Source organism: Desulfovibrio desulfuricans (assembly GCF_004801255.1).
GTDB lineage: Bacteria > Desulfobacterota > Desulfovibrionia > Desulfovibrionales > Desulfovibrionaceae > Desulfovibrio > Desulfovibrio desulfuricans_C.
The window spans coordinates 2,658,776-2,682,758 of record NZ_CP036295.1 but is presented as its reverse complement, the minus strand read 5'-3'; the positions used below and the strand labels follow the sequence as shown (position 1 = coordinate 2,682,758).

At 61.9% G+C, this 23,983-nt stretch carries 22 protein-coding genes and 1 tRNA gene; 20 read left to right on the top strand and 3 right to left on the bottom strand.

Annotation, left to right across the window (positions count from 1 at the left end; all coding sequences use genetic code 11):
- Positions 1–35: 35 nt before the first annotated feature.
- From mnmE to DDIC_RS11225, 6 genes are all read left to right on the top strand, one after another.
- Positions 36–1,460 (top strand): tRNA uridine-5-carboxymethylaminomethyl(34) synthesis GTPase MnmE, encoded by a 1,425-nt coding sequence (mnmE, locus tag DDIC_RS11250; protein ID WP_136400524.1) that lies wholly within the window; start codon positions 36–38, stop codon positions 1,458–1,460.
- Between the two features lie 3 nt (positions 1,461–1,463).
- Positions 1,464–2,123 carry a 3'-5' exonuclease gene (locus DDIC_RS11245; protein WP_136400523.1) on the top strand — a complete coding sequence of 220 codons (660 nt, stop codon included), beginning with the start codon at positions 1,464–1,466 and terminating at the stop codon, positions 2,121–2,123.
- Positions 2,120–3,319 carry a GAK system CofD-like protein gene (locus tag DDIC_RS11240; protein ID WP_136400522.1) on the top strand — a complete coding sequence of 400 codons (1,200 nt, stop codon included), beginning with the start codon at positions 2,120–2,122 and terminating at the stop codon, positions 3,317–3,319. Before DDIC_RS11245 ends, DDIC_RS11240 begins: the two co-directional genes overlap by 4 nt.
- Positions 3,316–4,455: a pseudouridine synthase family protein gene (locus DDIC_RS11235; RefSeq protein WP_136400521.1), complete on the top strand. Its 1,140-nt coding sequence runs from the start codon at positions 3,316–3,318 to the stop codon at positions 4,453–4,455. Before DDIC_RS11240 ends, DDIC_RS11235 begins: the two co-directional genes overlap by 4 nt.
- Before the next feature lie 365 nt (positions 4,456–4,820).
- The gene (locus tag DDIC_RS11230; protein ID WP_136400520.1) at positions 4,821–5,450 is read left to right on the top strand and encodes a DUF47 domain-containing protein; all 630 of its coding nucleotides are present in this window, start codon (positions 4,821–4,823) and stop codon (positions 5,448–5,450) included.
- Positions 5,443–6,447 (top strand): inorganic phosphate transporter, encoded by a 1,005-nt coding sequence (locus DDIC_RS11225; protein WP_136400519.1) that lies wholly within the window; start codon positions 5,443–5,445, stop codon positions 6,445–6,447. The genes DDIC_RS11230 and DDIC_RS11225 overlap by 8 nt, the downstream gene beginning before the upstream one ends.
- A gap of 414 nt (positions 6,448–6,861) precedes the next feature.
- Here the strand turns inward: DDIC_RS11225 and DDIC_RS11220 are convergent, their stop codons facing one another.
- The 3 genes from DDIC_RS11220 to dut all read right to left on the bottom strand — a co-directional run bounded on the left by DDIC_RS11220 (position 6,862) and on the right by dut (position 8,959).
- Positions 6,862–7,083 carry a TraR/DksA family transcriptional regulator gene (locus tag DDIC_RS11220; protein ID WP_136400518.1) on the bottom strand — a complete coding sequence of 74 codons (222 nt, stop codon included), beginning with the start codon at positions 7,081–7,083 and terminating at the stop codon, positions 6,862–6,864.
- 131 nt (positions 7,084–7,214) lie between these two features.
- Positions 7,215–8,414 (bottom strand): aspartate aminotransferase family protein, encoded by a 1,200-nt coding sequence (locus DDIC_RS11215; protein ID WP_136400517.1) that lies wholly within the window; start codon positions 8,412–8,414, stop codon positions 7,215–7,217.
- Positions 8,415–8,488: 74 nt separating this feature from the next.
- A complete protein-coding gene (gene dut, locus DDIC_RS11210; RefSeq protein WP_136400516.1) occupies positions 8,489–8,959 on the bottom strand; it encodes a dUTP diphosphatase in 471 nt (156 codons plus the stop codon).
- A 312-nt stretch (positions 8,960–9,271) separates the two neighbouring features.
- On the opposite strand from dut, the gene DDIC_RS11205 reads away from it, so the two are divergent.
- From DDIC_RS11205 to DDIC_RS11140, 14 genes are all read left to right on the top strand, one after another.
- Positions 9,272–9,556: a CD3324 family protein gene (locus tag DDIC_RS11205; RefSeq protein ID WP_136400515.1), complete on the top strand. Its 285-nt coding sequence runs from the start codon at positions 9,272–9,274 to the stop codon at positions 9,554–9,556.
- A gap of 159 nt (positions 9,557–9,715) precedes the next feature.
- Positions 9,716–11,083, top strand: a complete 1,368-nt coding sequence (gene trmFO, locus DDIC_RS11200) for a methylenetetrahydrofolate--tRNA-(uracil(54)-C(5))-methyltransferase (FADH(2)-oxidizing) TrmFO (protein WP_136400514.1) — start codon at positions 9,716–9,718, stop codon at positions 11,081–11,083.
- Between the two features lie 265 nt (positions 11,084–11,348).
- Positions 11,349–11,425: transfer RNA gene (locus DDIC_RS11195), tRNA-Val, on the top strand.
- Positions 11,426–11,588: 163 nt separating this feature from the next.
- Positions 11,589–13,520, top strand: coding sequence for a threonine--tRNA ligase (gene thrS, locus DDIC_RS11190; protein WP_136400513.1), 1,932 nt, complete (start codon positions 11,589–11,591; stop codon positions 13,518–13,520).
- Position 13,521: 1 nt separating this feature from the next.
- A complete protein-coding gene (gene infC, locus DDIC_RS11185; RefSeq protein WP_136400512.1) occupies positions 13,522–14,052 on the top strand; it encodes a translation initiation factor IF-3 in 531 nt (176 codons plus the stop codon).
- Between the two features lie 127 nt (positions 14,053–14,179).
- Positions 14,180–14,377 (top strand): 50S ribosomal protein L35, encoded by a 198-nt coding sequence (rpmI, locus tag DDIC_RS11180; RefSeq protein ID WP_022657789.1) that lies wholly within the window; start codon positions 14,180–14,182, stop codon positions 14,375–14,377.
- A gap of 369 nt (positions 14,378–14,746) precedes the next feature.
- Positions 14,747–15,100: a 50S ribosomal protein L20 gene (gene rplT / locus DDIC_RS11175; protein ID WP_136400511.1), complete on the top strand. Its 354-nt coding sequence runs from the start codon at positions 14,747–14,749 to the stop codon at positions 15,098–15,100.
- Positions 15,101–15,422: 322 nt separating this feature from the next.
- Positions 15,423–16,460, top strand: a complete 1,038-nt coding sequence (pheS, locus tag DDIC_RS11170) for a phenylalanine--tRNA ligase subunit alpha (protein ID WP_136400510.1) — start codon at positions 15,423–15,425, stop codon at positions 16,458–16,460.
- A 6-nt stretch (positions 16,461–16,466) separates the two neighbouring features.
- The gene (locus DDIC_RS11165) at positions 16,467–16,904 is read left to right on the top strand and encodes a hypothetical protein (RefSeq protein WP_136400509.1); all 438 of its coding nucleotides are present in this window, start codon (positions 16,467–16,469) and stop codon (positions 16,902–16,904) included.
- 30 nt (positions 16,905–16,934) lie between these two features.
- On the top strand, positions 16,935–19,346 hold the full coding sequence (gene pheT / locus DDIC_RS11160) for a phenylalanine--tRNA ligase subunit beta (protein ID WP_136400508.1): 2,412 nt from the start codon (positions 16,935–16,937) through the stop codon (positions 19,344–19,346).
- Between the two features lie 76 nt (positions 19,347–19,422).
- On the top strand, positions 19,423–19,776 hold the full coding sequence (locus tag DDIC_RS11155; RefSeq protein ID WP_136400507.1) for a MerR family transcriptional regulator: 354 nt from the start codon (positions 19,423–19,425) through the stop codon (positions 19,774–19,776).
- A gap of 155 nt (positions 19,777–19,931) precedes the next feature.
- Positions 19,932–20,651 carry a ribulose-phosphate 3-epimerase gene (gene rpe / locus DDIC_RS11150; protein ID WP_136400506.1) on the top strand — a complete coding sequence of 240 codons (720 nt, stop codon included), beginning with the start codon at positions 19,932–19,934 and terminating at the stop codon, positions 20,649–20,651.
- Positions 20,652–20,662: 11 nt separating this feature from the next.
- On the top strand, positions 20,663–22,669 hold the full coding sequence (gene tkt, locus DDIC_RS11145) for a transketolase (RefSeq protein ID WP_136400505.1): 2,007 nt from the start codon (positions 20,663–20,665) through the stop codon (positions 22,667–22,669).
- A 44-nt stretch (positions 22,670–22,713) separates the two neighbouring features.
- On the top strand, positions 22,714–23,883 hold the full coding sequence (locus tag DDIC_RS11140; RefSeq protein ID WP_136400504.1) for a phosphoglycerate kinase: 1,170 nt from the start codon (positions 22,714–22,716) through the stop codon (positions 23,881–23,883).
- The last annotated feature ends 100 nt before the right edge of the window (positions 23,884–23,983 follow it).

The window sequence follows — 23,983 nt, the reverse complement described above, 5'->3', positions numbered from 1 at the left end:
AAAAACGGCGTTACGCGCAAGAGTAAAGGGCAGATATGGAAACAGCAGTGCAGACAGAACGCGGCGACACCATTGCCGCCATTGCCACCCCGCCCGGCTCGGGGGGCATCGGCATTGTGAGGCTCTCCGGCCCACGCGCCAAGGAAGTTCTGGCCCGCATGTTTCTACCCCTGTCCGCGCAGGTGGAAAATTTTATTCCCTGGCATCTGCACCGGGGCCGCGTCATCGACTGGAACGGCGAAGCCCTGGACGACGCTTTGGCCGTTTTTATGCCTGGGCCGCGAACCTTTACCGGCGAGGATGTGGCCGAGATACACAGCCACGGGGGCGCGTATCTGGTGCAGGCCGTGCTTGAGAGCGCGCTGCGCTATGGGGCGCGTCAGGCGGAACGGGGCGAGTTTTCGCGGCGGGCCTTTGTGAACGGGCGCATTGATCTCAGCCAGGCTGAGGCGGTGGCCGAGCTTATTGCCGCGCCCTCGCGCGAGGCCCTGCGTTACGGCCTCAACCGTCTTGAGGGGCTGCTTGGTCAGCGTACCGTTGAACTACGCGACGAGCTTGAAATGCTGCGGGCGCAGATGTGCCTTGCGGTGGATTTTCCCGAAGAAGAAGTGGAAGGCATGGAGCCAGAAGCTTTGTGTCAGGTGCTTGATGGCGTCATGCATTCGGTGCGCCGCCTGCTGGCGGGCAGCCGCCGTGCGCAGATCGCGCAGCAGGGGGCACTGGTCGTGCTGGCCGGGGCCGTCAATGCGGGCAAGTCCAGCCTGCTCAACGCCCTGCTGGGGCGGGAGCGCGCGCTGGTGACGGATATTCCCGGCACCACCAGAGATTTTTTGGAAGAAACCTGCGTGCTCGACGGTCTGCCCGTGCGCCTTACGGATACGGCAGGTTTGCGGCAGGCCGCAGAAATGGTCGAGCAACTGGGCGTAACCCGCAGCCGCGAAAAACTTTTGCAGGCCGACCTTGTTGTGCTGGTGCTCGACGGCGCCAAACTTGGCGAAGAGGGCGCGGCGGCAGAGTCCTGCCCCGACCCTGCAGCCCGCGAGGTGCTTGATTCTGCGGGCGATACGCCGCTGCTCGTGGTGTGGAACAAATGCGACATTTGCATGCCAAAAGTGTTTCCCCCACGGTGGATTGGGCCGCGAACCTGTTGCGCAGTAAGCGCACTTTCCGATACATATGTTGAAGAGCTTGCGGGTACGTTGCGTGCGGTTCTGCTTGGGGGCAGTGCCGAGAGCGCGCCGGAAGAAGGCCTTGCGCCCAACGCGCGGCAATCTCTGGCGCTCGAAAATGCATTGAAAGAACTTGAAGGGCTGCGCGCGGATGTTGTCGCTGGGCAGCCTTACGATTGTTGCGCGGTCAGACTGGACATGGCCGTCGCGTATCTGGGGGAAGTTACCGGGCTCTCCAGCCCGGCTGAAGTGCTGAACAGCATATTTGCCCAATTCTGCATCGGTAAGTAACCTATGGATATGGACGTATTGCGCCGTCGGCTGAGTTGCGAAGAAATCAACGCCATGCCCCTTTGCCATTACGAAGGGGCAGTGCAGGTCATTCGCACTCTCGAGGACTGGAAGAACGCGCTGCCAGATTTGCGTTCGGCTGACCTGATCGGGTTTGATACGGAAACGCGGCCCTCGTTCCGCAAGGGACGCCGCAATTCTCCGGCGCTTATCCAGCTGGCTACCGCCAGTGCCGTATATCTGGTGCAGCTGGCATTTTTGCCATTTGGGCCGCATCTTGTTGAAATTCTGGCAAATCCTGATCAGGTCAAAGCTGGCGTGGGCATACGCGACGACATGCGTGATCTTGCCCGCCTGTACGACTTTGAACCCGCGGGCCTGGTCGATCTTGGCGGCGTGGCCCGTGCGCACAAGATGCCCAGCCAAGGCCTGCGCACGCTGACGGCAAACTTTTTTGGCTGGCGTATCTCCAAGGGGTCGCAGTGCTCCAACTGGAGCCTCATGGAGCTGACGCCCCGTCAGATCGCCTATGCCGCAACCGACGCCTGGATTGGCAGGCTGATCTTTTTGCGGATGTGTGAAATGGGGCTGATCCCCTCCTGTCGCAATCTTTGCGAGCCTCTGCCGGAGGACTATCTGGCGGCCGCAGGGAGCCCGGTGTGAGTGAAAAGTTTTCGCCGTTCTGTTTTCCGCCGCTTGGCCCCAGGCTGGTTTTTTTTACAGGGGGCACAGCCCTGCGCGACCTCAGCCGCGAGCTGATCCATTATACCCACAATTCCGTCCATCTGGTCACGCCGTTTGATTCCGGCGGCAGTTCCGCCGCGCTGCGGCGGGCCTTTGCCATGCCTGCCGTGGGCGATATCCGCAATCGCCTGCTGGCCCTGGCTGACAGCGCGGTGGTGCCTGCTGCGGTTACGGATTTTTGCGCGAGCCGGCTGCCGGACAAATCCCCCGAGCATAGTGACCCCGAGTTGTTGCGGCTGCAGCTGCGGCAAATGGGCAGCCTGTCGCATCCAGTCTGGGGAGGGATGCCGCCCCTGTTTGCCGATGCCCTGAGGCTGCACCTCAATTTTTTTCTGCAGCGCATGCCCGAAGATTTTGACCCTTTCAGGGCCTGTCTGGGCAACCTGATTCTGGCTGGCGGCTATCTGCACCACAAACGTGTGTTTGGCCCTGTCATGGCTTTTTTGAGCCGCTTGTTGCAAACGCGCGGCGTGGTTCTGCCCATTGTGAGCGAGAGCCTGCATCTGGCGGCAGAGCTTGAAGACGGCTCGGTGGTCGTGGGGCAGCACCGCTTTAAAGAGCTGAGCGGCGCTGTGCGGCGGCTTTTTTTGACCGTGCACGAGCCGGACCGGGGAACGGACGACGCAAAAAAAATGCAGACGCCGTGCCGCCCGCCTCTTGCCCCGGCATCCGTGGCCTACCTGCGTTCCGCAGGGGCCATCTGCTATCCCATGGGCAGCTTTTACACCAGCGTTCTGGCCAACCTGCTGCCGCAAAATGTGGGACGTACCGTTGCAGCGGTCTCCTGCCCCAAAATATTTATCCCCAATACGGGCACAGATGTCGAACTGCACGGCCTCACAGTGGCGGGGCAGGCGGCCATGATTCTGCGCCATCTGCGCGAGGACGCGCCCGCAGCCGCAAGCGAGGCGCTGCTGCATGCCGTGCTGGTCGACCCCCGCCACGGCCGCTATGAGGGCGGGCTTGACGCTGGAGAACGAACGGCCCTCGCCGACATGGGCGTGCGGCTGGTGGAGAGAGACCTGGTGCACGAAAATGATCCGCAGCGGCATGTGCCGGAACTGACGGCCAAGGCTCTGCTGGAACTGGTGCCCGGCAGCTCGGTGTCCCTGTGAGTAGCCATGATGGTGCAAATATCCCTGCCGCGTCGGGTCAACCGGTTGCAAGGCGGTTTGAGGCTGCTGACGCGGACATGGCGGGCCAGCGGCTCGACTACGCGCTGAGTCTGCTTTTGCCGCAGATGGGCCTGCGCGGGCGCAAGCGCTGCATCGACAGCGGGCTGGTCGTGGTAAACGGCCGCTCCTGCACGGCGGCCCAGCGCTTGCGCAAGGGCGATGTGGTCGAGCTGGTCGAGGCTTCGCCACGGTCTGCAATGCCTGCTCCGTCGGCGCGAGCCGAGGGCCATGAGGGGCAGCCTCAGGCGTGCGGCGCTGGCCTGACAGGCGGGCAGGAGCAACCGCGTTTTGTGTGCAGGCAGGGCGATCTGTGCTTTTTTTACAAGCCTGAGGGGTTGCACACGGCAGCGTTGACCGGGAGCACAGCTCCCAGTCTGGAGGGTATGCTGCCGCAGCTGCTGGCCGGACAGGCGGACCCTGTAGCCTTTGCCGCTGCAAGCGCAGGGCAAGCGGCGGGGCAATCGTTGGGTCAAGGCGGAGTTTTTGCCCCCCAGCTGCTGCAGCGCCTTGATCGCGGCACGTCGGGCATTGTCTGCGCGGCGCTGACCCTGGAGGCCGCGCAGGATTTTCGACGGGCGGAGGCGGCCGGGCGCTGCGAAAAACGCTATGTGGCTCTGCTGGCCGGTCGGCTGGAGGAATATTATACCGTCAGGCTTGCCCTGCGCACCGACAAACGCAGCAAAACCCGCGTGCTTGACTGCGACGCTGGCCGGTCGCGCTGGACGGAGTTTTTGCCCCTGCACTACTTTGACGGCGCGGAGCTCAACCTGCCCGCGCTGACCGAAGATTCTCAATTTCACCGGGTGGGGCTGACGCTTGCGGGCTGCCGCATCCGGCGGGGGGCGCGTCACCAGATACGCGCCCACGCTGCGGCTTTTGGGCATCCCCTGTGGAACGATCCCCTGTACGGCGACGGCGATCCTCAGGCCGCGCCCGGCACTTCCTCCTCTCGCTTTTTTTTGCATCACGGCGGCCTTTGGCTACCCGAGGCAAGCTGCGTTGTGAAGCCTTCCTGGACTTTTTTGTCAGAAACCGCGGCGCGCCGTGCCCTGGAATGGCTGGCCACCGGCTGCTGAGCCTCTGACGCGCAGGTATGAATTTCCCGTGCCGGACCATTGTATAATGCGTGTCTCTGATCTATGGATTGAGCACTCAACCCGTGATCGTGGTCTGCCGCAAAAAACGGCGTCAGCAGCCAAGATGCGCAAAAAAATGTTTTTATAACATACCACTATGATTTGATTTCTTTTAAAAAAATTGAAAAGTTTAATTTGTCCCCTTCTTTTCTCTTGGCACAAAGTTCTGCCCGGTATAAATGGAAGAGGTCAAACAGGCTGGGAGGCTATGTGGTGTTCGCCCCCCTGACGCTGCCTGCCCGGGCAACGGGTCGCAGCAACCATTCGTTGGCGCACGGCGCTTGCAACCAGTTTAAGGAGAAGGGATGTTTCCTGCTCTATTGCCCAAATCCGCACCGTTTTTTTCCATGCTGGAAGAGCAGAACGATCTGCTGCGCCGCATGGCCGCACTGCTTGTAAACATGCTGGAAGACGTCTCCAACATGGATCACGTGCATAAGGAAATAGCCTTTCTGGAAGAAGAGGCCGACCTGCTGCATGGCAAGATTATCCGCGCGCTTTCGCAGACCTTTATCACGCCTATTGACCGCGAGGACATCCTGCGTATCAATCAGGAGCAGGAAGAGTGCATGGACTGCCTGCACAGCCTGAGCACGCGGCTGCATATTTTTGAATTTTCCGCCATTCGGTTTCCCGCCCTGCAGATGGCGCGCACCATCAGTTCCATGCTTGACCTGACCCGCGACATGCTGGTTGGCCTTGCCGCCCGGCGCGACTGCCACAAAACCCGAGTTTTCCGCACCCTGCGCAGCGAATGCGACATGGTGCTGGCCGTGGGCCTTGCCGAGCTGATGGACGAGCATCAGGAGCTGACAAGCAAGGCGCTCATGCGGGTGCTCAAATGGAGCCAGGCTTACGAGCGTATGAATATTCTGCTCGAACAGGTCAATGCCCTGGCGGAAACCATCGAAGAAGCGGTGATGAAAAATGTTTGATATCCCCGTGCTGCTGGCGCTTATCGTGCTGGTGGCCCTGGTGTTCGACTTCACCAACGGCGCGCACGACTGCGCCAACGCCATTGCCACCGTGGTATCTACCAAAGTGGTGACGCCGCGTTTTGCAGTAGGGGCTGCGGCGGTGTTGAACCTCGGCGGGGCGCTGCTGGGCACGGAAGTGGCCAAAACCCTGGGCAGCGGCATTGTGCTGCCGCAGGTCGTGGACGGCAGCCATGTGCTTGTTCTGGCGGCGCTGGTGGGGGCCATTGCCTGGAACTGCATCACCTGGTATTTCGGCATCCCTTCGTCGTCGTCGCACGCGCTTATTGGCGGGCTTATCGGCGCAGCCGTGGCCGATGCGGGCTTTGGCGCGCTGAACGGCAAAGGCATATGGGACAAGGTGCTGGTTCCGCTGGTGGCCTCGCCCCTGGCCGGCTATATGGTCGGGTTTTGCTGCATGTGGAGCATCTACTGGATATGCGGACGCATCCACAGGCGTAAGGTAAATGCCTCGTTTCGGCGGCTGCAGCTTGTTTCCGCCGCATTTATGGCGATCAGTCACGGGCTCAACGACGCGCAAAAAACGATGGGCATCGTTACCCTTGCCCTGATGATATTCGGCAAAATCGACACGGTCGAAGTGCCGCTGTGGGTCAAGTTTTCCTGCGCCGGGGCCATGGCCATGGGAACCGCCGTGGGCGGCTGGAAGATCGTCAAAACCATGGGGCATCGTATTTTCAAGCTGGAGCCGGTGCACGGTTTTGCCGCCGAAAGCTCAGCGGCCATCGTGATCACCGGCGCGTCGCTGATGGGTGCGCCGGTCAGCACCACGCACACCATCTCGGCCTGCATTTTTGGCGTGGGCTCCACCAAGCGGCTTTCGGCCGTGCGCTGGAGCGTGGCGGCTAACCTGGTAACGGCGTGGGTGCTCACCCTGCCCGCAGCTGGCGTTATCGGCTTTATCTCATACTGGTTGCTGCACTTTATCTGGAACTGACAGCTGTTGGCTGTAGGCGTTGGTGCTGGTCGCCGGAGGCCCCGGTCTATAATTTCAACGCCCTGCCTGCGAATTTGCAGACAGGGCGTTTTGCATTTGGAGGCCAGCGGCGGTTTGTCGCAGCCGTTGCTGGCGGAACGCTGGCACCTGGGCGGAGCCGGGCAGCGGAACGGCGGGCGAAAAAAAAGGCCCTGCCGTGCGGCAGGCCCTTGGGCGTGTTGGCCGGGGATGTGGAAGCGGGGCAGCCCCACGCGGGCCGTGACGTACGCAAACCCGCGACGTGCGCGGGCGGCAGACAAGGCCTGGCGGTCGCCGTGAGGCGCTCCGCCAACGACAAGGAACGCGGTAAGCTCGGATGTCAGCAAGCGCAACGGCAGAATTTCGGTCGCATGCGGCTGATAAAACCGGGTCTGCCTAGTCGTGTCCGCCTTCGCGTTCTTCCTGACAGGCGCGGCAAAGGCCAACGCCGGGCAGAGCGGCAAGGCGCTTTGCGGGGATTGGTTCGCCGCATTCGCGGCAGCAGGCCACGCCGTTGATCATTTCCGGGCCCCCTCGGTCCACAGCGGCACGCGCGCGCATGAGGGCTGATTCGCGGTCGAGGCGCTCCAGCTCGGTAGCCTGGTCAAAAACGTCCATTCGTCACTCCTTGTGTAAAGCAAGCGGCAACCCCGCAGAGCGGGGTTGCCGTATGAATTGCAGAATATTTTCAGGAAGCACTATGTAGTTTACAATCGTGCTTCTGTAAAGCCCCGCGAGGGGCTATTTTTTTAAAAAGCCTTCAGAATATCCTCAAGCGTGGTCACAAAACCATCCAGATCCGCCTGGTCGATGTTGAGCGGCGGCAGCAGACGCAGGGTTACGCCGTGGCTCAGGTTGCATATGTAGCCCCGGCGCAGCAGTTCTTCCCACACGTCCTTGCCCGAAACGGTCAGCTCGATGCCCAGCATGAGGCCCAGGCCGCGTATTTCGCGGATTTTGCCGGGCAGGCGCTGCTGCAGGGCTGCCAGCTGGTTTTTCATGTGCTCGCCGAGCGCGCCTGCACGGTCGGCCAGCTTGTCGCGCAGCATGATTTCAATCGTTTTGGCCGCCACTGCGGAAACAAGCGCGCCGCCGCCAAAGGTTGTGGCGTGGCTGCCCGCCGCAAAGCCTTGCGCCACCTCGTCGGTCGCCAGCATGGCGCCCATGGGCAGGCCGTTGGCCAGTGATTTGGCCATGCTGATGATGTCGGGCGTGAGCCCGCAGGTCTGGAAGGCCCAGAACTTGCCCGTACGGCACATGCCCGCCTGGACCTCGTCGCAGATAAACAGGACGTCGTGCTTGCGGCACAGGGCCTCAACGCCGTGCAGGTAGTCGGCGGGCAGGGGCACGATGCCGCCTTCGCCCTGCACCACTTCAACCATGACGGCTGCGGTGGCGGGAGTGATGGCGGCCTCCATCGCTGCAAGGTCGTTTGCCGGAACCTGCTTGAAGCCTTCGGGCAGGGGGGTGAAGCCCTGGCTCAGGCTCTCGCGGCCGGTGGCGGCCAGCGAGCCGAGGGTGCGGCCATGAAAGCATCCCTCAAGGGTGATGATTTCATAGGCGTCGCGTTTTTTTACGCTGCGCATGTAGCGGCGCGCCAGCTTGATGCAGGCCTCGTTGGCTTCCGCCCCCGAATTGCAAAAAAATGCCTTGCCGTGGTGGCTGGTGGAGAGCAGCAACCGCGCCAGCTCAAGCTGTTCTTCCTGATAAAACAGGTTGCTCACGTGCCAGAGCTTGCGGGCCTGTGCTTCAAGCGCCGCGCAGATTTCGTCGTTGCAGTGCCCAAGCGCCGTCACGGCAATGCCCGCCAGCAGGTCGACATATTCCTTGCCGTCCACGTCCCAGAGTCGCGCGCCTTTGCCTCGCACGATAGCCAGCGGGTAACGGCTGTAGGAACGGCAGAGCAGACTCTCTTCCCCGGCTTTCACGGCGGCAAAAGCTTGTGACATGGACAAACTCCTTCTCGGTGAACGTATGAATGGTGGAATGGATGAAAGACGCCGGCTGTTGCCAGCGCAGAGTATCAGCGCCCGGTGTGACCGAAACCGCCGGAACCGCGTTCTGTGGCCGTCAGTTCCGTTACTTCGCGCCATCGCGGTCGCACAAAGGGCTGAAAGATAAGCTGGGCCACGCGCTCGCCGTTTTTAATGCGTCGCTCCTGGCCTGAGGTGTTTAGAAGAAACACCAGAATTTCGCCGGTATAGTCCGGGTCGATGATGCCAACGCCCTGGGCTACGGTGATGCCGTCGCGCGCGCCCAGGCCGCTGCGCGAGTAGACAAAGCCGGCGATGCCCGCCAAACGGGGCTGCACGCTTATGCCGGTGCGAACCTTGAGCCTGCCCCCGGCGGGAATCACGGCGTCCGGCCCGTCAAGGCAGGCGCGCAGATCCATGCCTGCCGACTGGCTGGTAGCCGGGGCCAGAAAGTCATCCTGCCCCTGGGCGTAGAGCTCACGCGCACCGGCGCGGACAAAGGCAATATCAACCGGGGCCATGCCGTCGGAGGCTGGGCCCGTATTGGTGCCGTTTGTCGGAGCGGCTGCGTGCTGTGGTAAAGGGTCGTCGTGCATCGGTTGTTAGTAGCGCAGCTTTTCGGCGGGGGCAAGAGCGGTTTTGAACGTCCGCCCGGTTGACGCGCAACAATGCCGCGTATAAAAAACAGGCAACAGCAACCATCTAACAGGATTATTGGATGTATACTTACAAGGATTCTGTCTGTTGTGCTTAGCAGGGGCTATTGCATAACAGCTTGATTGTTTTGGCAATAGCCCTTGCTCCGTCCTGACGCTACAGCAGGAGGAAGCACAATGGGCTATAAAAAAGCCGCAAATGTTCTGCCGCAGCATCTGCTGCAGGCCATACAGGAGTATGTTGACGGAGAATATCTGTATATTCCCCGCAAACAGGAAAATAAAAAACACTGGGGAGATGCTGCCCCAAGCCACGCATGCAGAGCCGCCAGAAACCGCGAAATTGCCGCAAGGCGCAGGGCGGGCTGGTCTGTTGCGCAGCTGGCTGAGCGGTATTTTCTCTCGCAAAAGGCGGTCTACAAGATTCTTGCGGCCTGCGGGCCAGCCGCCCGGGTATGTTGATGCCCGGGCGTGAGTAACTTGCGGGCTGTAAACGTCCCCGCCCATACGGCATGGCAAAAGCGCTCCGCTCTGGCGGAGCGCTTTTTGTACTGCGCGTGATTGCGGACGCCCCTTGCCAACAGCAGGGTTTTCTTTCAAGCTGCGCGGCAAGGAGACTGTATGCAAATCATGTCCATAGCCGTTGTGGGCGGCGGCCTTGCCGGGTGCGAATGCGCTCTGCGCCTGGCCCGTGCTGGCCACGCCGTAACCCTGTTTGAACAAAAGCCGACCCACAGGTCGGCTGCCCACATCAGCGAGCATCTTGCAGAGCTTGTGTGCTCCAATTCCTTGCGCTCTGATGAACTCACTTCTGGCGTGGGGTTGCTCAAGGCCGAGATGCGCGCCCTTGGCAGCGACTTTATGGAACTGGCCGACGCCCACCGCGTGCCTGCGGGCAAGGCTTTGGCCGTTGACCGCGAGGCCTTTGCCCGCGCCATGACCGAGCGGGTGCGCGCGCAGGGCAATATTGCCCTCGTGGAGCATCAGGTTGCGTCGCTGGACGACCCCGTGCTCGCGCCTTTTTACGGCGAGGGCAGGGCTGTGGTGCTGGCTGCGGGGCCCATGGCCTCCGAGGGGCTTTCTGCCTCTCTGGCCGAAGCGGTGGGGGCCAAACACTGCTATTTTTATGATGCCATCGCTCCCATCGTGTGGACGCACTCCCTTAATATGGACGTGGTGTTTCGTTCCTCGCGCTACGGGCAGGAAAACGGCGAGGCCGACGGCGAGGGCGACTACCTCAACTGCCCCATGAGCCGCGACGAATATGATGTTTTTTATGCGGCCCTGCTTGAGGCGCAAAAGGTCTCGGCCCGCGAATTTGAGCAGGAAAAGCATTTTGAAGGCTGCATGCCGGTTGAGGCTCTGGCCGAACGCGGTCCCCGCACCCTGACCTTTGGGCCGCTCAAACCCGTGGGTTTTGTGGATCCGCGGACGGGGCGTCGCCCATGGGCCATACTGCAGCTGCGGGCCGAAAACGCCAACAGCGAAACCTGCAACCTCGTGGGCTGCCAGACCAAGCTCACGCAGGGCGAGCAGGCCCGCGTGTTCCGGTTGGTGCCGGGGCTGGAAAATGCCGAGTTTGCGCGCTTTGGCAGCATGCACCGCAATACCTACGTCAACGCGCCAGATGTGCTGGCCCCGGACCTGTCGCTGCGGGCGCGCCCCGGCGTGTATCTGGCGGGGCAGATCACCGGTGTGGAAGGCTATGTGGAATCAGCCGCCAGCGGCTTGTGGCTGGGTATGCTGCTTGACGCGCGCGCCCACGGGCGCGAGCTGCCGCTCCCGCCGGTTGAGAGCGCTCTTGGCGGGCTGCTCAACCACCTGCGCACCCCGGTAAAGCACTTTCAGCCCTCCAACGCGCACTTTGGCCTTGTGCCGGAGCTGGGCGAAAAAGCCCGCAAAAAAGACCGCAAGGCCCTGTATTCCGCCCGTGCGCAAGAGGCATTTGGCAACTGGCTGGCGGCCTTGCGGCAGGGCGAGACCCTGTAGCCCGGTGAACCTGCTGCGTAGGCAATGGCCTTGCGCCGGGTGCGCAACTGTCTTGCAGCTGCCAGGGATCCAGAAACTTTTCTTTTAGACTGAAGGAAAAGCTGTAGACCTGGCGGTCAAAAATCGCAAACGACCCTGCGGCAACAACGCCAAAAGTTTTGGCCCCTCGGGTGGTTTTGGGGAGATTTTGCAATAATTTGCGGCAATGCGACAAAAAAGTGTTGACGGCGGTATGGGGAATAGCTATATAGCCTCTTGCCCATGTAGGAGCGTAGCTCAGGTGGCTAGAGCACTTCCTTGACACGGAAGGGGTCAACAGTTCAAGTCTGTTCGTTCCTACCAAATGACTCTTCGGGGATCGTTCCCCTTAACGGCGGAAGGCCTTGGCCCCGCCCATAGCACAGGTCGCTTGAGCGGCCCGAAGACCGGAATCGGCGCAGTGGGGAGGTTTACCTCCCCACTTTGTTTTATGTGCCGCACCGGTTGTTCGTGTAAGGAGTTTTTCATGGAAGTCCGTGTGGAAGGGCAGATGGTCGAGGCCGGAGATTCTGTCGCCTCTGCCCTGCAAAAAGCCTTGAGCGGCAAAAAGTTCAAGGCCGTTGTGGCGGCGCGCGCCGATAACGGCGTGCTGCTGGATCTTTCCGCCTGCCTGCCTGCCGGTTGCACCGAGCTTGCGCCCGTGTACGCCGACTCGCCCGAGGGGCTGCAGATGATCCGCCATTCCACCGCCCACGTCATGGCGGCGGCGGTCAAGCGCCTCTTTCCCACTGCCAAGGTCACTATAGGCCCTTCCATCGACACCGGCTTTTACTACGATTTTGACGTCGAAAAGCCCTTCTCCAGCGAGAATTTTCCTTCTATAGAAGCGGAAATGCAGCGTATCGCCGACGCGCGCGAGCCATTTACCTGCAAGGTGCTGCCCAAGGCGGAGGCCGTTGAAGTTTTTCGCGCCATGGGCGAAAATTATAAGGTCGAGCTTATTGAAAGCATCGACGCAGACACGGTGTCGCTCTATACATGTGGCGATTTTACCGATCTGTGCCGTGGCCCCCACGTGCCGCATACCGGTTTTGCCAAGGCCTCAAAGCTCATGAGCGTTGCCGGGGCCTACTGGCGCGGCGATGAAAAAAATCGCATGCTTTCGCGGATTTATGGTACGGCATTTGCCGACCAAAAAGCGCTGGACGCCTACCTCAAGCAGCTTGAAGAAGCCAAGCGCCGCGACCACCGCAAGCTTGGCCGCGAGCTCAACCTCTTTACCTTCAAGGAAGACGTCGCGCCCGGCATGGTCTTTTGGCTGCCCAGAGGCATGATGGTGCGCACCATCCTTGAAGACTTCTGGCGGCGCGAGCACCTCAAGCGCGGGTACGAAATCGTGCAGGGGCCGCAGCTGCTGCGCGTGGAAACGTGGCAGAAGTCGGGCCACTACGACCACTACCGCGAAAACATGTATTTTACCAAGATTGACGAAGACACCTACGGCGTCAAGCCCATGAACTGCATCTCGCACATGCTTATTTACGGCAACGAGCTGCACAGCTACCGCGACCTGCCCCAGCGCTATTTTGAGCTGGGCGTGGTGCATCGCCACGAAAAAAGCGGCGTGCTGCACGGGCTTTTGCGGGTGCGCCAGTTTACCCAGGACGATGCGCACATTTTGTGCGCCCCCGAGCAGCTTGAAGGCGAAATTCTTGAGGTCATCCACCTTATCCGCGACCTCATGAATCTATTTGGCTTTCAGTACAAGGTTGCCGTCTCAACCCGGCCTGAAAGCAGCATTGGCACCGACGAAGCGTGGGAGCTGGCCACCAACGCCCTTACCCAGGCTGTGGAAAAAGCCGGTCTGCCCTACGAGATCAACGCTGGCGACGGTGCTTTTTACGGGCCCAAAATTGACGTGCGCCTGCTTGACTGTATCGGCCGTGAATGGCAATGCTCGACTATTCAGGTTGATTTTACCTTGCCGGAACGTTTTGACCTCACCTATGTGGGGCAGGACGGCGAGCGGCATAGGCCGGTCATGGTGCACAGGGCCATCATGGGTTCGCTTGAGCGGTTCATCGGCATACTGGTCGAAAACTTTGCCGGTGCGCTGCCCACCTGGCTTGCGCCCGAGCAGGCCCGTCTGCTTACGGTGACGGAAGCGGGCGACGAAGCCGCCCTGAAAATGTGCGACGAGCTGAAGGCGCTGGGCATCCGCGTTACAGCCGACACGCGCAATGAGAAGCTGGGCTTCAAGGTGCGCGAGGCGCAGCTTGCCAAGGTTCCGTATATTCTGGTGGTAGGTGAAAAGGAAGTGCAGGCGGGCGGCGCTAATGTGCGCCTGCGCAGTGGGGACAATCTGGGGCTCAAATCCGTCGCGGAAATCGCCGCGCTTATCCGGGCGGACGCCGAGGAGCCTTTCAAACAAGGAGGGATGCGCTATAGCTTCGCCTAATATGAGATTCCGTCGCGACATGCCGCAGGACGGCGTGCGTCGCAACGAGATGATCCGCGCCCGTGAAGTGCGCGTGATCGCCGCCGATGGCGAGCAGCTTGGAATTCTGCAACGTAACGATGCTATTGCCCTGGCTAAGGAAGCCGGCATGGATCTTGTGGAGGTGGCTTCCACTTCCGAACCGCCCGTTTGTCGCATAATGGACTACGGAAAGTTCAAGTACGAGCAGCAGAAAAAGAAGCAGGAAGCCAAAAAGCGACAGGCCGTGGTGCAGATTAAGGAAATCAAGGTTCGCCCCAAGACGGACGACCATGATTACGAAACCAAAATCCGCCACATCCGCCGTTTTCTGGAAGACGGAGACCGCTGTAAGATTACGGTGTTTTTCAGAGGCCGCGAAATTGTCCACAAGGATCGCGGTATGAGCATTCTTGAACGGGTGGTGCAGGACCTGGCCGATGTGGCCAAGGTTGACCAGGAAGCCCGCGCGGAAGGCCGTACTCTGCAGATGATGCTGGTTCCCAAAAAGTAGCCGATTTGCCTTATGCGCAGGGGGGTGAATTTTCCCTTGCGCGGTACGGTGCTTTGGGGCATTATGCCCTTCCCTCGGTGCGCCCGTAAAACGGCGTCCGAGTGTATACGTTTTTAAGGAGTACGCCATGCCCAAGATCAAAACCCGGCGTTCCGCCGCCAAGCGTTTTTCGCAGACCGGCAGCGGCAAGTTCAAGCGTCGCCGCCAGAACTTGCGCCACATTCTGACCAAGAAGGCCGCCAGCCGCAAAATGCGTTTGGGTCAGTCCACCCTCGTGGATCAGACCAACGAGAAGGCTGTGCGCAGGATGCTGCCCAACGGCTAGCTGACTTGCGCATTCGCCCGTTGGCTTTTTCAGCCTGCGGGGCGCGCCTCGGTCACATAGGTCTAACTATGCTCCGCTCGGCGCTTCCCTTGGCTTTTTCGCCAACGAACGAATTAGCTGCGTCAGCCGTCTGCATTGCAGGCCGCAGAAACAGCAAGGCAACGCATCTCACACCACAGCTTGCTGAGGTATGGGTAAAGCAGATTCGTTAGGTTTAGAATCGGTAAATCAGCGCGACGCTACGGCGTCGGCGGCGCATGTGGAGCCGCGACTGACGTTCAATCCGCATCCCTCATTGCGAGGGCCTGAAGTTTTTACGCTCCCCAACGGGCATTCCTCCGCCTTGGTTGGGAGAAGGAGGCAACGCATATGCGTGTAAAGAGAGGTCTTGTAAGTCATCGTCGTCACAAAAAATATTTGACCGCAGCCAAGGGTTTCCGCGGCGGTCGCAGCCGTTTGTACCGCACCGCGCGCGAGGCTGTGGAACGCTCGATGCAGTATTCCTATGTGGGCCGCAAGCAGAGGAAACGCGATTTCCGTACGCTGTGGATTCTCCGCATCAACGCTGGCGCCCGTCTTAGCGGCCTGTCTTACAGCCGCTTCATGTTCGGCCTCAAGCAGGCTGGCATCGAGCTGAACCGCAAGGTTCTGGCTGACCTCGCCGTGTATCACAAGGACGACTTCGCCAAGATCGTCGATCTGGCCAAGGCCGCTCTGAAGTAAGAGTGGCGCTCCCCGCGCCGGAGGGCAGCCTCCTGGCAGCGACGCCCGCACCCTGATGGTGCGCGCGGCTTGCGGGAGCGGGGCCTTGTATGGTATAAGGCGCGGGCGGTGCACAAGCGCCGTCCGCGCCTTGATTTTTTGTGTTGCTGGCAATAGTCCGGCAGGCAGGGCGAATTCATGCCGTGAGGATGCGTGGGCAAAAACGGTAACGTCGCTGCGGGGCGGCAGGGTCTGTCAGCATGGGCCTTACCCCGTTGCCGCCGTTTCGACATCCGCGCCTCCCTTAACAAAAGCCGCGCCACGCGGCATTGGGATATCCGCTATGGATCTGATTTCTGCACTGGAAAGCCTGGTTCCCGAACTTGAAAAAGGTCTGGGCCAGGCTTCTTCGTTGGATGCCCTTGAGGCTTTGCGCGTGGATGTTCTGGGCCGCAAGGGCCGCATTGCCCAGATCATGGCTCAGCTGCCCTCGCTGGCCCCGGCGGAGCGTCCCGCAGTGGGGCAGACTGCCAACAGCGTCAAAGAGCGCTGCAACGCCCTGTTCGAGTCACGCAAGGCCGCCCTTGAAGCTGGGCGCGAGGCCGAAGCCCTGCGCCGGTTTGACCCCTCTGTGCCCGGTCGCGCCCCCTGGCGCGGCAGCCTGCATCCCACCACCCTGGTGACGGAAGAAATCTGCCAGATTTTTGAGGGGCTGGGGTTTGACGTGGCTTCCGGGCCGGAAGTGGAAATCGACTACTACAATTTTGAAGCCCTCAACATGCCCCCCGAGCACCCCGCCCGCGACATGCAGGATACCCTGTACATCACCGACAAGGTGCTCATGCGCACGCACACCTCGCCGGTGCAGGCCCGCACCATGCTGACGCGCAAGCCTCCCCTGTCCGTCATCGTTCCCGGCAAGGTGTACCGCCGCGACAGCGACATCACCCATACCCCCATGTTCCACCAGATCGAAGGTCTTGTGGTGGGCGAGGGCATCAGCATGGCCCATCTGCGCGGCACGCTTACGGCCTTTGTGCGCGCGGTCTTTGGCGCAGAAACCCAGGTGCGCTTTCGTCCCAGCTTTTTCCCCTTTACCGAGCCTTCGGCCGAGGTGGACATCTCGTGCTGCATGTGCGGCGGCAAGGGCCACATCGGCGACGCGCCCTGCCGCGTGTGCAAGACCACCGGCTGGGTTGAAATTTTGGGCTGCGGCATGGTTGACCCGGCTGTGTTTGAGGCCGTGGGCTACCCGGCGGACGTCAGCGGTTTTGCCTTTGGCATGGGCGTTGAGCGCGTGACCATGCTCAAGTACGGCATCGGCGACCTGCGCATGTTTTTTGAAAACGACGTACGCTTTCTTGGGCAGTTTGCCAGGTAGGACAGTATGCCCGTTGTCATTAGCCGCATAGCCCGCAGCGACAGAGCTGCCCGGTCGCGCCGCACGTGGGCGTCGACCATGGCGTGCGCGTTGCTGGCCTTGCTGACGGCCTCCCTGCTGGCCCCCTGCGGCCCGCAGTGGCTCGCGCCGCGTGCGGCTCTGGCGGCCTCGGCCTACAGCCCGCGCAATTCGGGCATGGACGCGCCGGGCGAGCCCAAGCGCATCGAGTCGTTGCCCAGCAAAAGCGCCGGGCGTACGGCCGAGGGCGGCATGGGCTACACTGACGCCTACGGCAACACCATTGACGACCGCCAGCCGGAAGAAAAACCCGAGCGTAAGCGTCCCCTGCCGGGGGCCTACGGTCCGGGCGCGGGCAAGGAAAAGCGCTACGAGCGCCCACTGCCCGATCCGCAAAATCAAACTCCTGCCTGGAGTTTCAAATAACCACGCCACGGCGCGGAAACAGGACGAACTATGCTGCTCTCACTTTCATGGCTGCGTGAATTTACTCCGTATGAAGGAACGGCTGAGGCGCTGGGCGACCGCCTGACCATGCTCGGCCTTGAGCTGGAAGACATCAGTCGGCCCTATGATGGCATCAGCTCCATTGTGGTGGGGCATGTGGTTTCGTGCGACAACCATCCGGAATCAGACCACCTGCACGTCTGCAAGGTTGACGCCGGACAAGGCGAGCTGCTTGATATCGTCTGCGGCGCGCCCAACGTGGCTGCCGGGCAGAAGGTTCCTGTGGCGCTTGTGGGCACAAAAATGCCCGACGGCATGGTGATCAAAAAAGCCAAACTGCGCGGCGCGCCCTCCTTTGGCATGATCTGCTCCGAGCGCGAGCTTGGCCTGACCGAAGACCACTCCGGCATCATGGTGCTGCCCCAGAACTTTGTGGTGGGCAAGCCCCTGGTGGATCAGCTGGAGCTGGACCGCGAAGTGCTGGATATCTCCATCACGCCCAACCGTGCCGACTGCCTTTCGGTGCTCGGCCTTGCGCGCGAGACGGCCCTCGCCTGCAACCTGCCCCTCGGCATCCCCGATCTGCCGCTGCAGCTCGACGCCTCCGGGCCGGAAGTGCTGGTACCCATTGATATCGAAGACCCCGAGCACTGCTGGCTGTATTCTGGCCGCGTCATTACGGGCGTAAAAATCGGGCCTTCGCCCATGCGTCTGCGTCACCGACTGCATGCCCATGGCGTGCGCCCCATTTCCAACATTGTGGACGTGACCAACTATATCCTTTTTGAGTGCGGGCAACCCTTGCACTCCTTTGACATGGACAAGCTGGAAGGCGGCCGCATCGTGGTGCGCCGCGCCCACGACGGCGACAAGTTCACCACTCTCGACGGGCAGGAGCGCGTGCTTACCGCCGCCGACCTCTGCATCCGCGATGGCGCGCGCGCCGTGGCTCTGGCTGGCGTCATGGGCGGCCTGGACAGCGAAATTACCGACGCCAGCACCAACGTGTTTCTGGAAAGCGCGGTCTTCAAACCTGCGACCATCCGCAAGACTTCGCGTCGGCTGGGGCTTTCGTCCGAGTCCTCGTACCGCTTTGAACGCGGCATCGACCAGCAGCGTACCGTGTGGGCGCTCGACCGCGCCTGCGCCATGATGGCCGCCGTCAGCGGCGGGCGCGTGCAGCGCGGCCTTTCCATCAGCGAGCCTTGCCCCTTCAAGGCGGCAAGCATCGAATTCCGTCCTGCCCGTGCCGACTCCCTGCTGGGCGTGCACCTCGCCAACGACTTTGACGAAAAGGTGCTCACCGGCATGGGCTGCAACGTGGACAAGGGCGAAAACAGCCCTGTGTGGCGCGTCAGCCAGCCCTCGTGGCGTCCCGACCTCACCCGCGAGGCCGACCTTATTGAAGAAGTGGGCCGCGTGCACGGGCTGGACACCATCGCGCCTGTGTTGCCCGCCATTGCCCGCAACCTTGACCGCGCCGGCGAGCCGGAATCGCGCTTTGGCTTCTGGTCGCGCCTCAAGCACTGGGGCGCTGGCCTGGGTCTCAATGAAGCCGTGAACTACAGCTTTGTGGGCCACAAGGACATGGATCACCTCACCCTGCCGCGCGAGGGGCGCATCTCCATCATGAATCCCCTTTCGGCGGAGCAGGATGCCCTGCGCACCGCGCTGGCCCCCGGCCTGCTGTACGACCTGCGCAACAACCTTGCCCAAGGCGCTCAGGGGCTGCGGCTGTTTGAACTGGCCAACATCTTTGAGGCCGACGCCGCTTCCGAAACCACCGCCCGCGAAACAGGCATGCTGGGCGTGCTGCTCTACGGCACGCGCTACGACACGGCCTGGCCCCAGGCCGAGGGCGACATGGACTACGCCGACCTCAAGGGCGTGGTGGAAAACCTGCTGCACTACCTGCATCTTGATGCGCCCGCCTGCGAGCTGGCAGCGGAGCATCCCTTTTTGCTGCCCGGCGTCAACATACTGGTCAATGGACGCGTCGTGGGCTTTATGGGCCGGGTAAAACCCGCCATGGCCGACGAATACCACGCCCGCAAGGACGTGTGGCTGGCCGAGCTGAATCTGGAAACCCTGCGCGAGATGCACGATGCGGCCAGGGTGCGTTTTGAACCGCTGCCCGTGTATCCGCCTGTGCGGCGCGACATCACAGTCACCGCCGGACCGGGCCTCAAGGTTGCCGACGTCACGGCCCATGTGCGGGGCCTCAAGCTTGCCCTGCTGGAAGACGTGGCCCTGGTGGACTGCTTTGAACCCAAGGTGGAGCAGGGCGAAGAGCCCGTGCGCAACCTTACCTTCCGTCTTACTTTCCGCCATGCGGAGCGCACCCTCAAGGATACGGAAGTGGACAAGGAACGGGAGAAGGTGGCACAGTCTCTGGTGAGCGCTCTGGGCGTCAGTATCTAGCACATCCCGCGCAGACCCGTTTTTTCGGGTCTGCGCAATACGGGCACATGTTCAGAGATTGTCAGGGAGGCATGCCATGTCGGACCATACGCCCGACAATACCTATCGCATAGGTGAGGTTGCGGAACTGCTCGACCTCAAGACCCATGTGCTGCGCTTCTGGGAGACGGAGTTTCCCCAGCTGGCCCCCCTGCGCACCGGCAAGGGCCAGCGCCTGTACACTGAAGAAAACGTGGCCCTGCTGCGGCGCATCCAGCAGTTGCTGCACGAGCAGGGCATGACTATTGAAGGCGCGCGGCGCGTGCTTTCGGGCAGCGCCGTGGTGGATGAAAGTCTGCCAGAGCGCGTGGCGGCCGTGCCGGACCCGGATTTTATGCGCATGCTGCAGCGCGAGCTGATTTCGTTGCGCCGCCTGCTGAGCGACAGATAGCCGACAGGACGGGCGTTCGCTCAGTGCGGGCGCGCGGGCGACACCTGGGGCGGCAGTGGCCGCTGCAATGCAGATTTCTAGGGAAGGGACGCGGGGGAGGCGGCCCTTTCTGTTGATGGTCCTCCCCGGCAACACGCTCACCCCGCTATATAATCATGATCTTATCGCCCTCATTGCTGTCCGCTGATTTTGCCCGTCTGGCCGATGAGCTTGCCGCTCTTGAAGCAGCCGGGGTCGCCTGGCTGCATCTTGACGTGATGGACGGGGCCTTTGTGCCCAACATCACCTTTGGTCCCCCGTTGATCAAGGCCTTGCGGTCTGTCAGCGGGCTTTTTTTTGACGTGCACCTGATGGTGAATGACCCTGCCCGCTACATTGCCGACTTTTACAAGGCCGGGGCCGACATGCTGGTCATCCATGCCGAGGCCGACAGGCATCCCCAGCGCACGCTCACGGCCATAAGGGCCATGGGCTGCAAGGCCGGGCTTGCCCTCAACCCCGGCACGGACGTGAGCGCGGCGCGGTGGCTGGCGGCGGATATGGACATGCTGCTGCTCATGAGCGTGAACCCCGGTTTTTCGGGTCAGGCGTTCATCCCCTCCACATACGACAAAATTCGCGCCGCCCGGCAACTGCTTGACGCCAGCGGCGGGGCCGAAGCGCTTATCCAGATCGACGGCGGGGTATGCCCCGAAAACACGGCCCAGCTTGTGGATGCCGGGGCAGAGGTACTTGTTTCCGGCTCGGCCTTTTTTGGCCATAAACCTTACGACAAACGGCTTGCCGCCTTTATGGCCCCGCTGGCGGGCAAAACGCCCCGACATGCGGAAGTATCCCTGAGACGCCGCGCCGCCAACAATATCACGCAAAAATAGAGGTACGAGTCATGCCCACCCGCAGACAGTGCGCCAACGCCATCCGCGCCCTTGCCATGGACGCCATTGAAAAAGCCCGCTCCGGCCACCCCGGCGCTCCCCTGGGTATGGCCGACATGGCCGAAGCCCTGTGGCGTCACGGTTTCAAGCACAATCCCTCCAACCCCCGCTGGTTCGACCGCGACCGGTTTGTGCTTTCCAACGGCCACGCCTCCATGCTGCTGTACGCCCTGCTGCACCTCACGGGCTACGACCTGCCCATGGAAGAGCTGCGCAATTTTCGCCAGTGGGGAGCCAAAACGGCTGGTCACCCGGAATATGAACCCGACCTGGGCATCGAAATGACCACCGGCCCCCTGGGGCAGGGCATTTCGTCCGCAGTGGGCATGGCCCTTGCCGAAAGCATGCTGGCCGCCCGTTACAATACGCCCGAGCATACGGTTGTGGATCACCACACCTATGTGTTTACCGGCGACGGCTGCCTGATGGAAGGCGTGTCGCACGAGGCCTGCTCGCTGGCCGGCACGTGGGGCCTGGGCAAGCTCATTGCCTTGTACGATTCCAACGGCATCTCCATTGACGGCAAGATCGACGGCTGGTTCAACGAGGATGTGGCCGCGCGCTTTCGCGCCTATCACTGGCAGGTTATCGGCCCCATCAACGGGCACGACGCCTCCGCGCTTGACGCAGCCATTGCCGAGGCCAAGGCCGATCACAGCCGCCCCAGCCTGATTATCTGCCGCACGCACATCGGTTTTGGCTCGCCCAAGGCCGACTCCTCCTCCTGCCACGGCTCGCCCCTCGGGGACGAGGGCATTGCCGCCACCCGCGCGGCCCTTGGCTGGACCGAAGCTCCGTTCAGCATGCCGCAGGAGCTGTACGACGCCTGGGACGCGCGTGAAAAGGGCAAGGCCGCCGAGGCCGCCTGGGAGCATACCTTTGCGGCGTACGCCAAGGCCAACCCCGAGCTGGCCGCCGAGTTTACCCGCCGCATGCGCGGCGACCTGCCCGCCGACTGGGCGGGTATCGCCCAAAATATGGTGGCGGAGGCCGTAAGCAAGGCCGAAACCACGGCAACGCGCGTGGCCTCCAAGAAAACCCTTGAGTGCCTTGTGCCGCGTCTGCCCGAACTGGTGGGCGGCTCCGCCGACCTTACCGGCTCTGTGGGCACGCTGACGAGCTCTTCCGTGCATCTGGACATCCAGAGCCACGAGGGCAACTATATTTCATACGGCGTGCGCGAATTCGGCATGAGCGCCATCATGAACGGCTTTGCCCTGCACGGGGGCTTTATCCCCTACGCGGGCACGTTCTTGTCCTTTGCCGATCAGGCCAAAAACGCCCTGCGTCTGGCGGCCATCATGGGCATCCGTTCGGTGTGGGTGCTGACGCACGACTCCATCGGCGTGGGCGAGGACGGCCCCACCCACCAGCCTGTAGAACAGCTTGGCATGCTGCGCCTCATGCCCAATTTCAATCTCTGGCGGCCCTGCGACACGGTGGAAACCGCCGTGGCCTGGCGTAGCGCCATTGAGAGCGTGCACACTCCCACGGGGCTTTCGCTCTCGCGGCAAAATCTGCCCTTCTGCCAGCGCAGCGACGCCCAGGTGGCGGCCATTGCGCGCGGCGGCTATGTGCTGCGCGAGTGCGACGGCACGCCCGAAATCATTCTTATTGCCACTGGCTCGGAAGTGTCCCTTGCCCTTGAAGCGGCCGACCAGCTGACAGCCGACGGGCGCAAGGCCCGCGTGGTTTCCATGCCTTGCGCCGAAATTTTTGACGCGCAGGACGCGGCCTACAAGGAGAGCGTGCTGCCGCGCGGCGTGCGCGCCCGCATAGCCATTGAGGCCGCCGCTGCGGATTACTGGCGCAAGTATGTGGGGCTGGACGGCGCGGTGGTCGGCATGGTGCGCTTTGGCGCGTCCGCTCCCGCCAAGATTATTTTTGAGCGCCTGGGCTTTACCGTGGCGCATGTGCTGGAACTGGCGGAAAACCTTTTGCAGCAGGGCGCGAAGTAGCCAGCCTGCCCAACAAAGCAAATTCTCTGACAGGGAGACCGCATATGCCTATCAAAAAAATGCAGGATTTGGACCTTACGGGCAAAACCGTTGTGATCCGTGAAGACCTCAACGTGCCCATGAAGGACGGACAGGTTGCCAACGACAAGCGCATCCGCGCTTCGCTGCCCACCATCAGCATGGCTCTGGAAAAGGGCGCTGGCGTGGTGCTGCTGTCGCATCTGGGGCGGCCCACCGAGGGGCAGTACGAAGAGCAGTTTTCGCTCAAACCTGTGGCGGCGCGCCTTTCGGAACTGCTGGGCAAGCCCGTTGCGCTGGCTGCTACGCTGGACGAGGCCAAAGCGGCCCCCGGCGCGGTGACCCTGCTTGAAAACGTACGGTTTCTCAAGGGCGAAAAAAAGAACGACCCCGCTCTGGCCGCGCAGCTTGCCGCACTGGGCGACGTGTATGTGATGGACGCCTTTGGGGCGGCCCACAGGGCGCATGCCTCCACCGAGGGCGCGGTGCGCGTGGCCAAGGTGGCCTGCGCCGGGCCGCTGCTCCAGGCCGAGCTTACCGCCTTTGCCAAGGTGCTGAACAACCCCGCCCGCCCGCTGGCCGCCATTATCGGCGGTTCAAAGGTGTCCACCAAGCTGGCCCTGCTCGAGAACCTGCTTGAAAAAGTGGACGTGCTTATCCTGGGCGGCGGCATTGCCAATACGTTTCTGGCGGCTGCCGGGTACATGGTGGGCAAGTCGCTGTATGAAGAAGAGCTGGTGCCCGAAGCCAAACGCATCATGGAGCAGGCCAAGAACCTGAACAGGGAGCTGCCCCTGCCCGAGGATGTGGTCACAGCCGAAGAACTGGCCCCCGGCCAGGCGGCAACCACCCGCGCCGTGGGCGACGTGCCCGCCGACCAGATGATTCTGGACATCGGGCGCGATACGGTCATGCAGTACAAAAAGCTGCTCGCCAAGGCGGCCACAGTGGTGTGGAACGGCCCTGTGGGCGCGTTTGAAACCGATCCCTTTGGCGAAGGCACCAAGGCTCTGGCCCACTATCTTGCCGATTCCAAGGCTTTTGTGGTTGTGGGCGGCGGCGACTCTGTGGCGGCGGTGGAAAAATACGGCCTGTCGGAAAAGATGGGCTATATCTCCACCGGCGGCGGCGCGTCGCTGGAGCTGCTTGAAGGCAAGGTGCTGCCCTCTGTGGCAGCGCTGGAAGACAGGGGCTAGGCCCCTTTACCTCGTCGCGCACCGCGCGCCTGCTCTTAATCCCGCACTTGCGGCGGGCAAAATTGCTGGTTGATTGAAGCCTCCGGGTCTTTGGATTCGG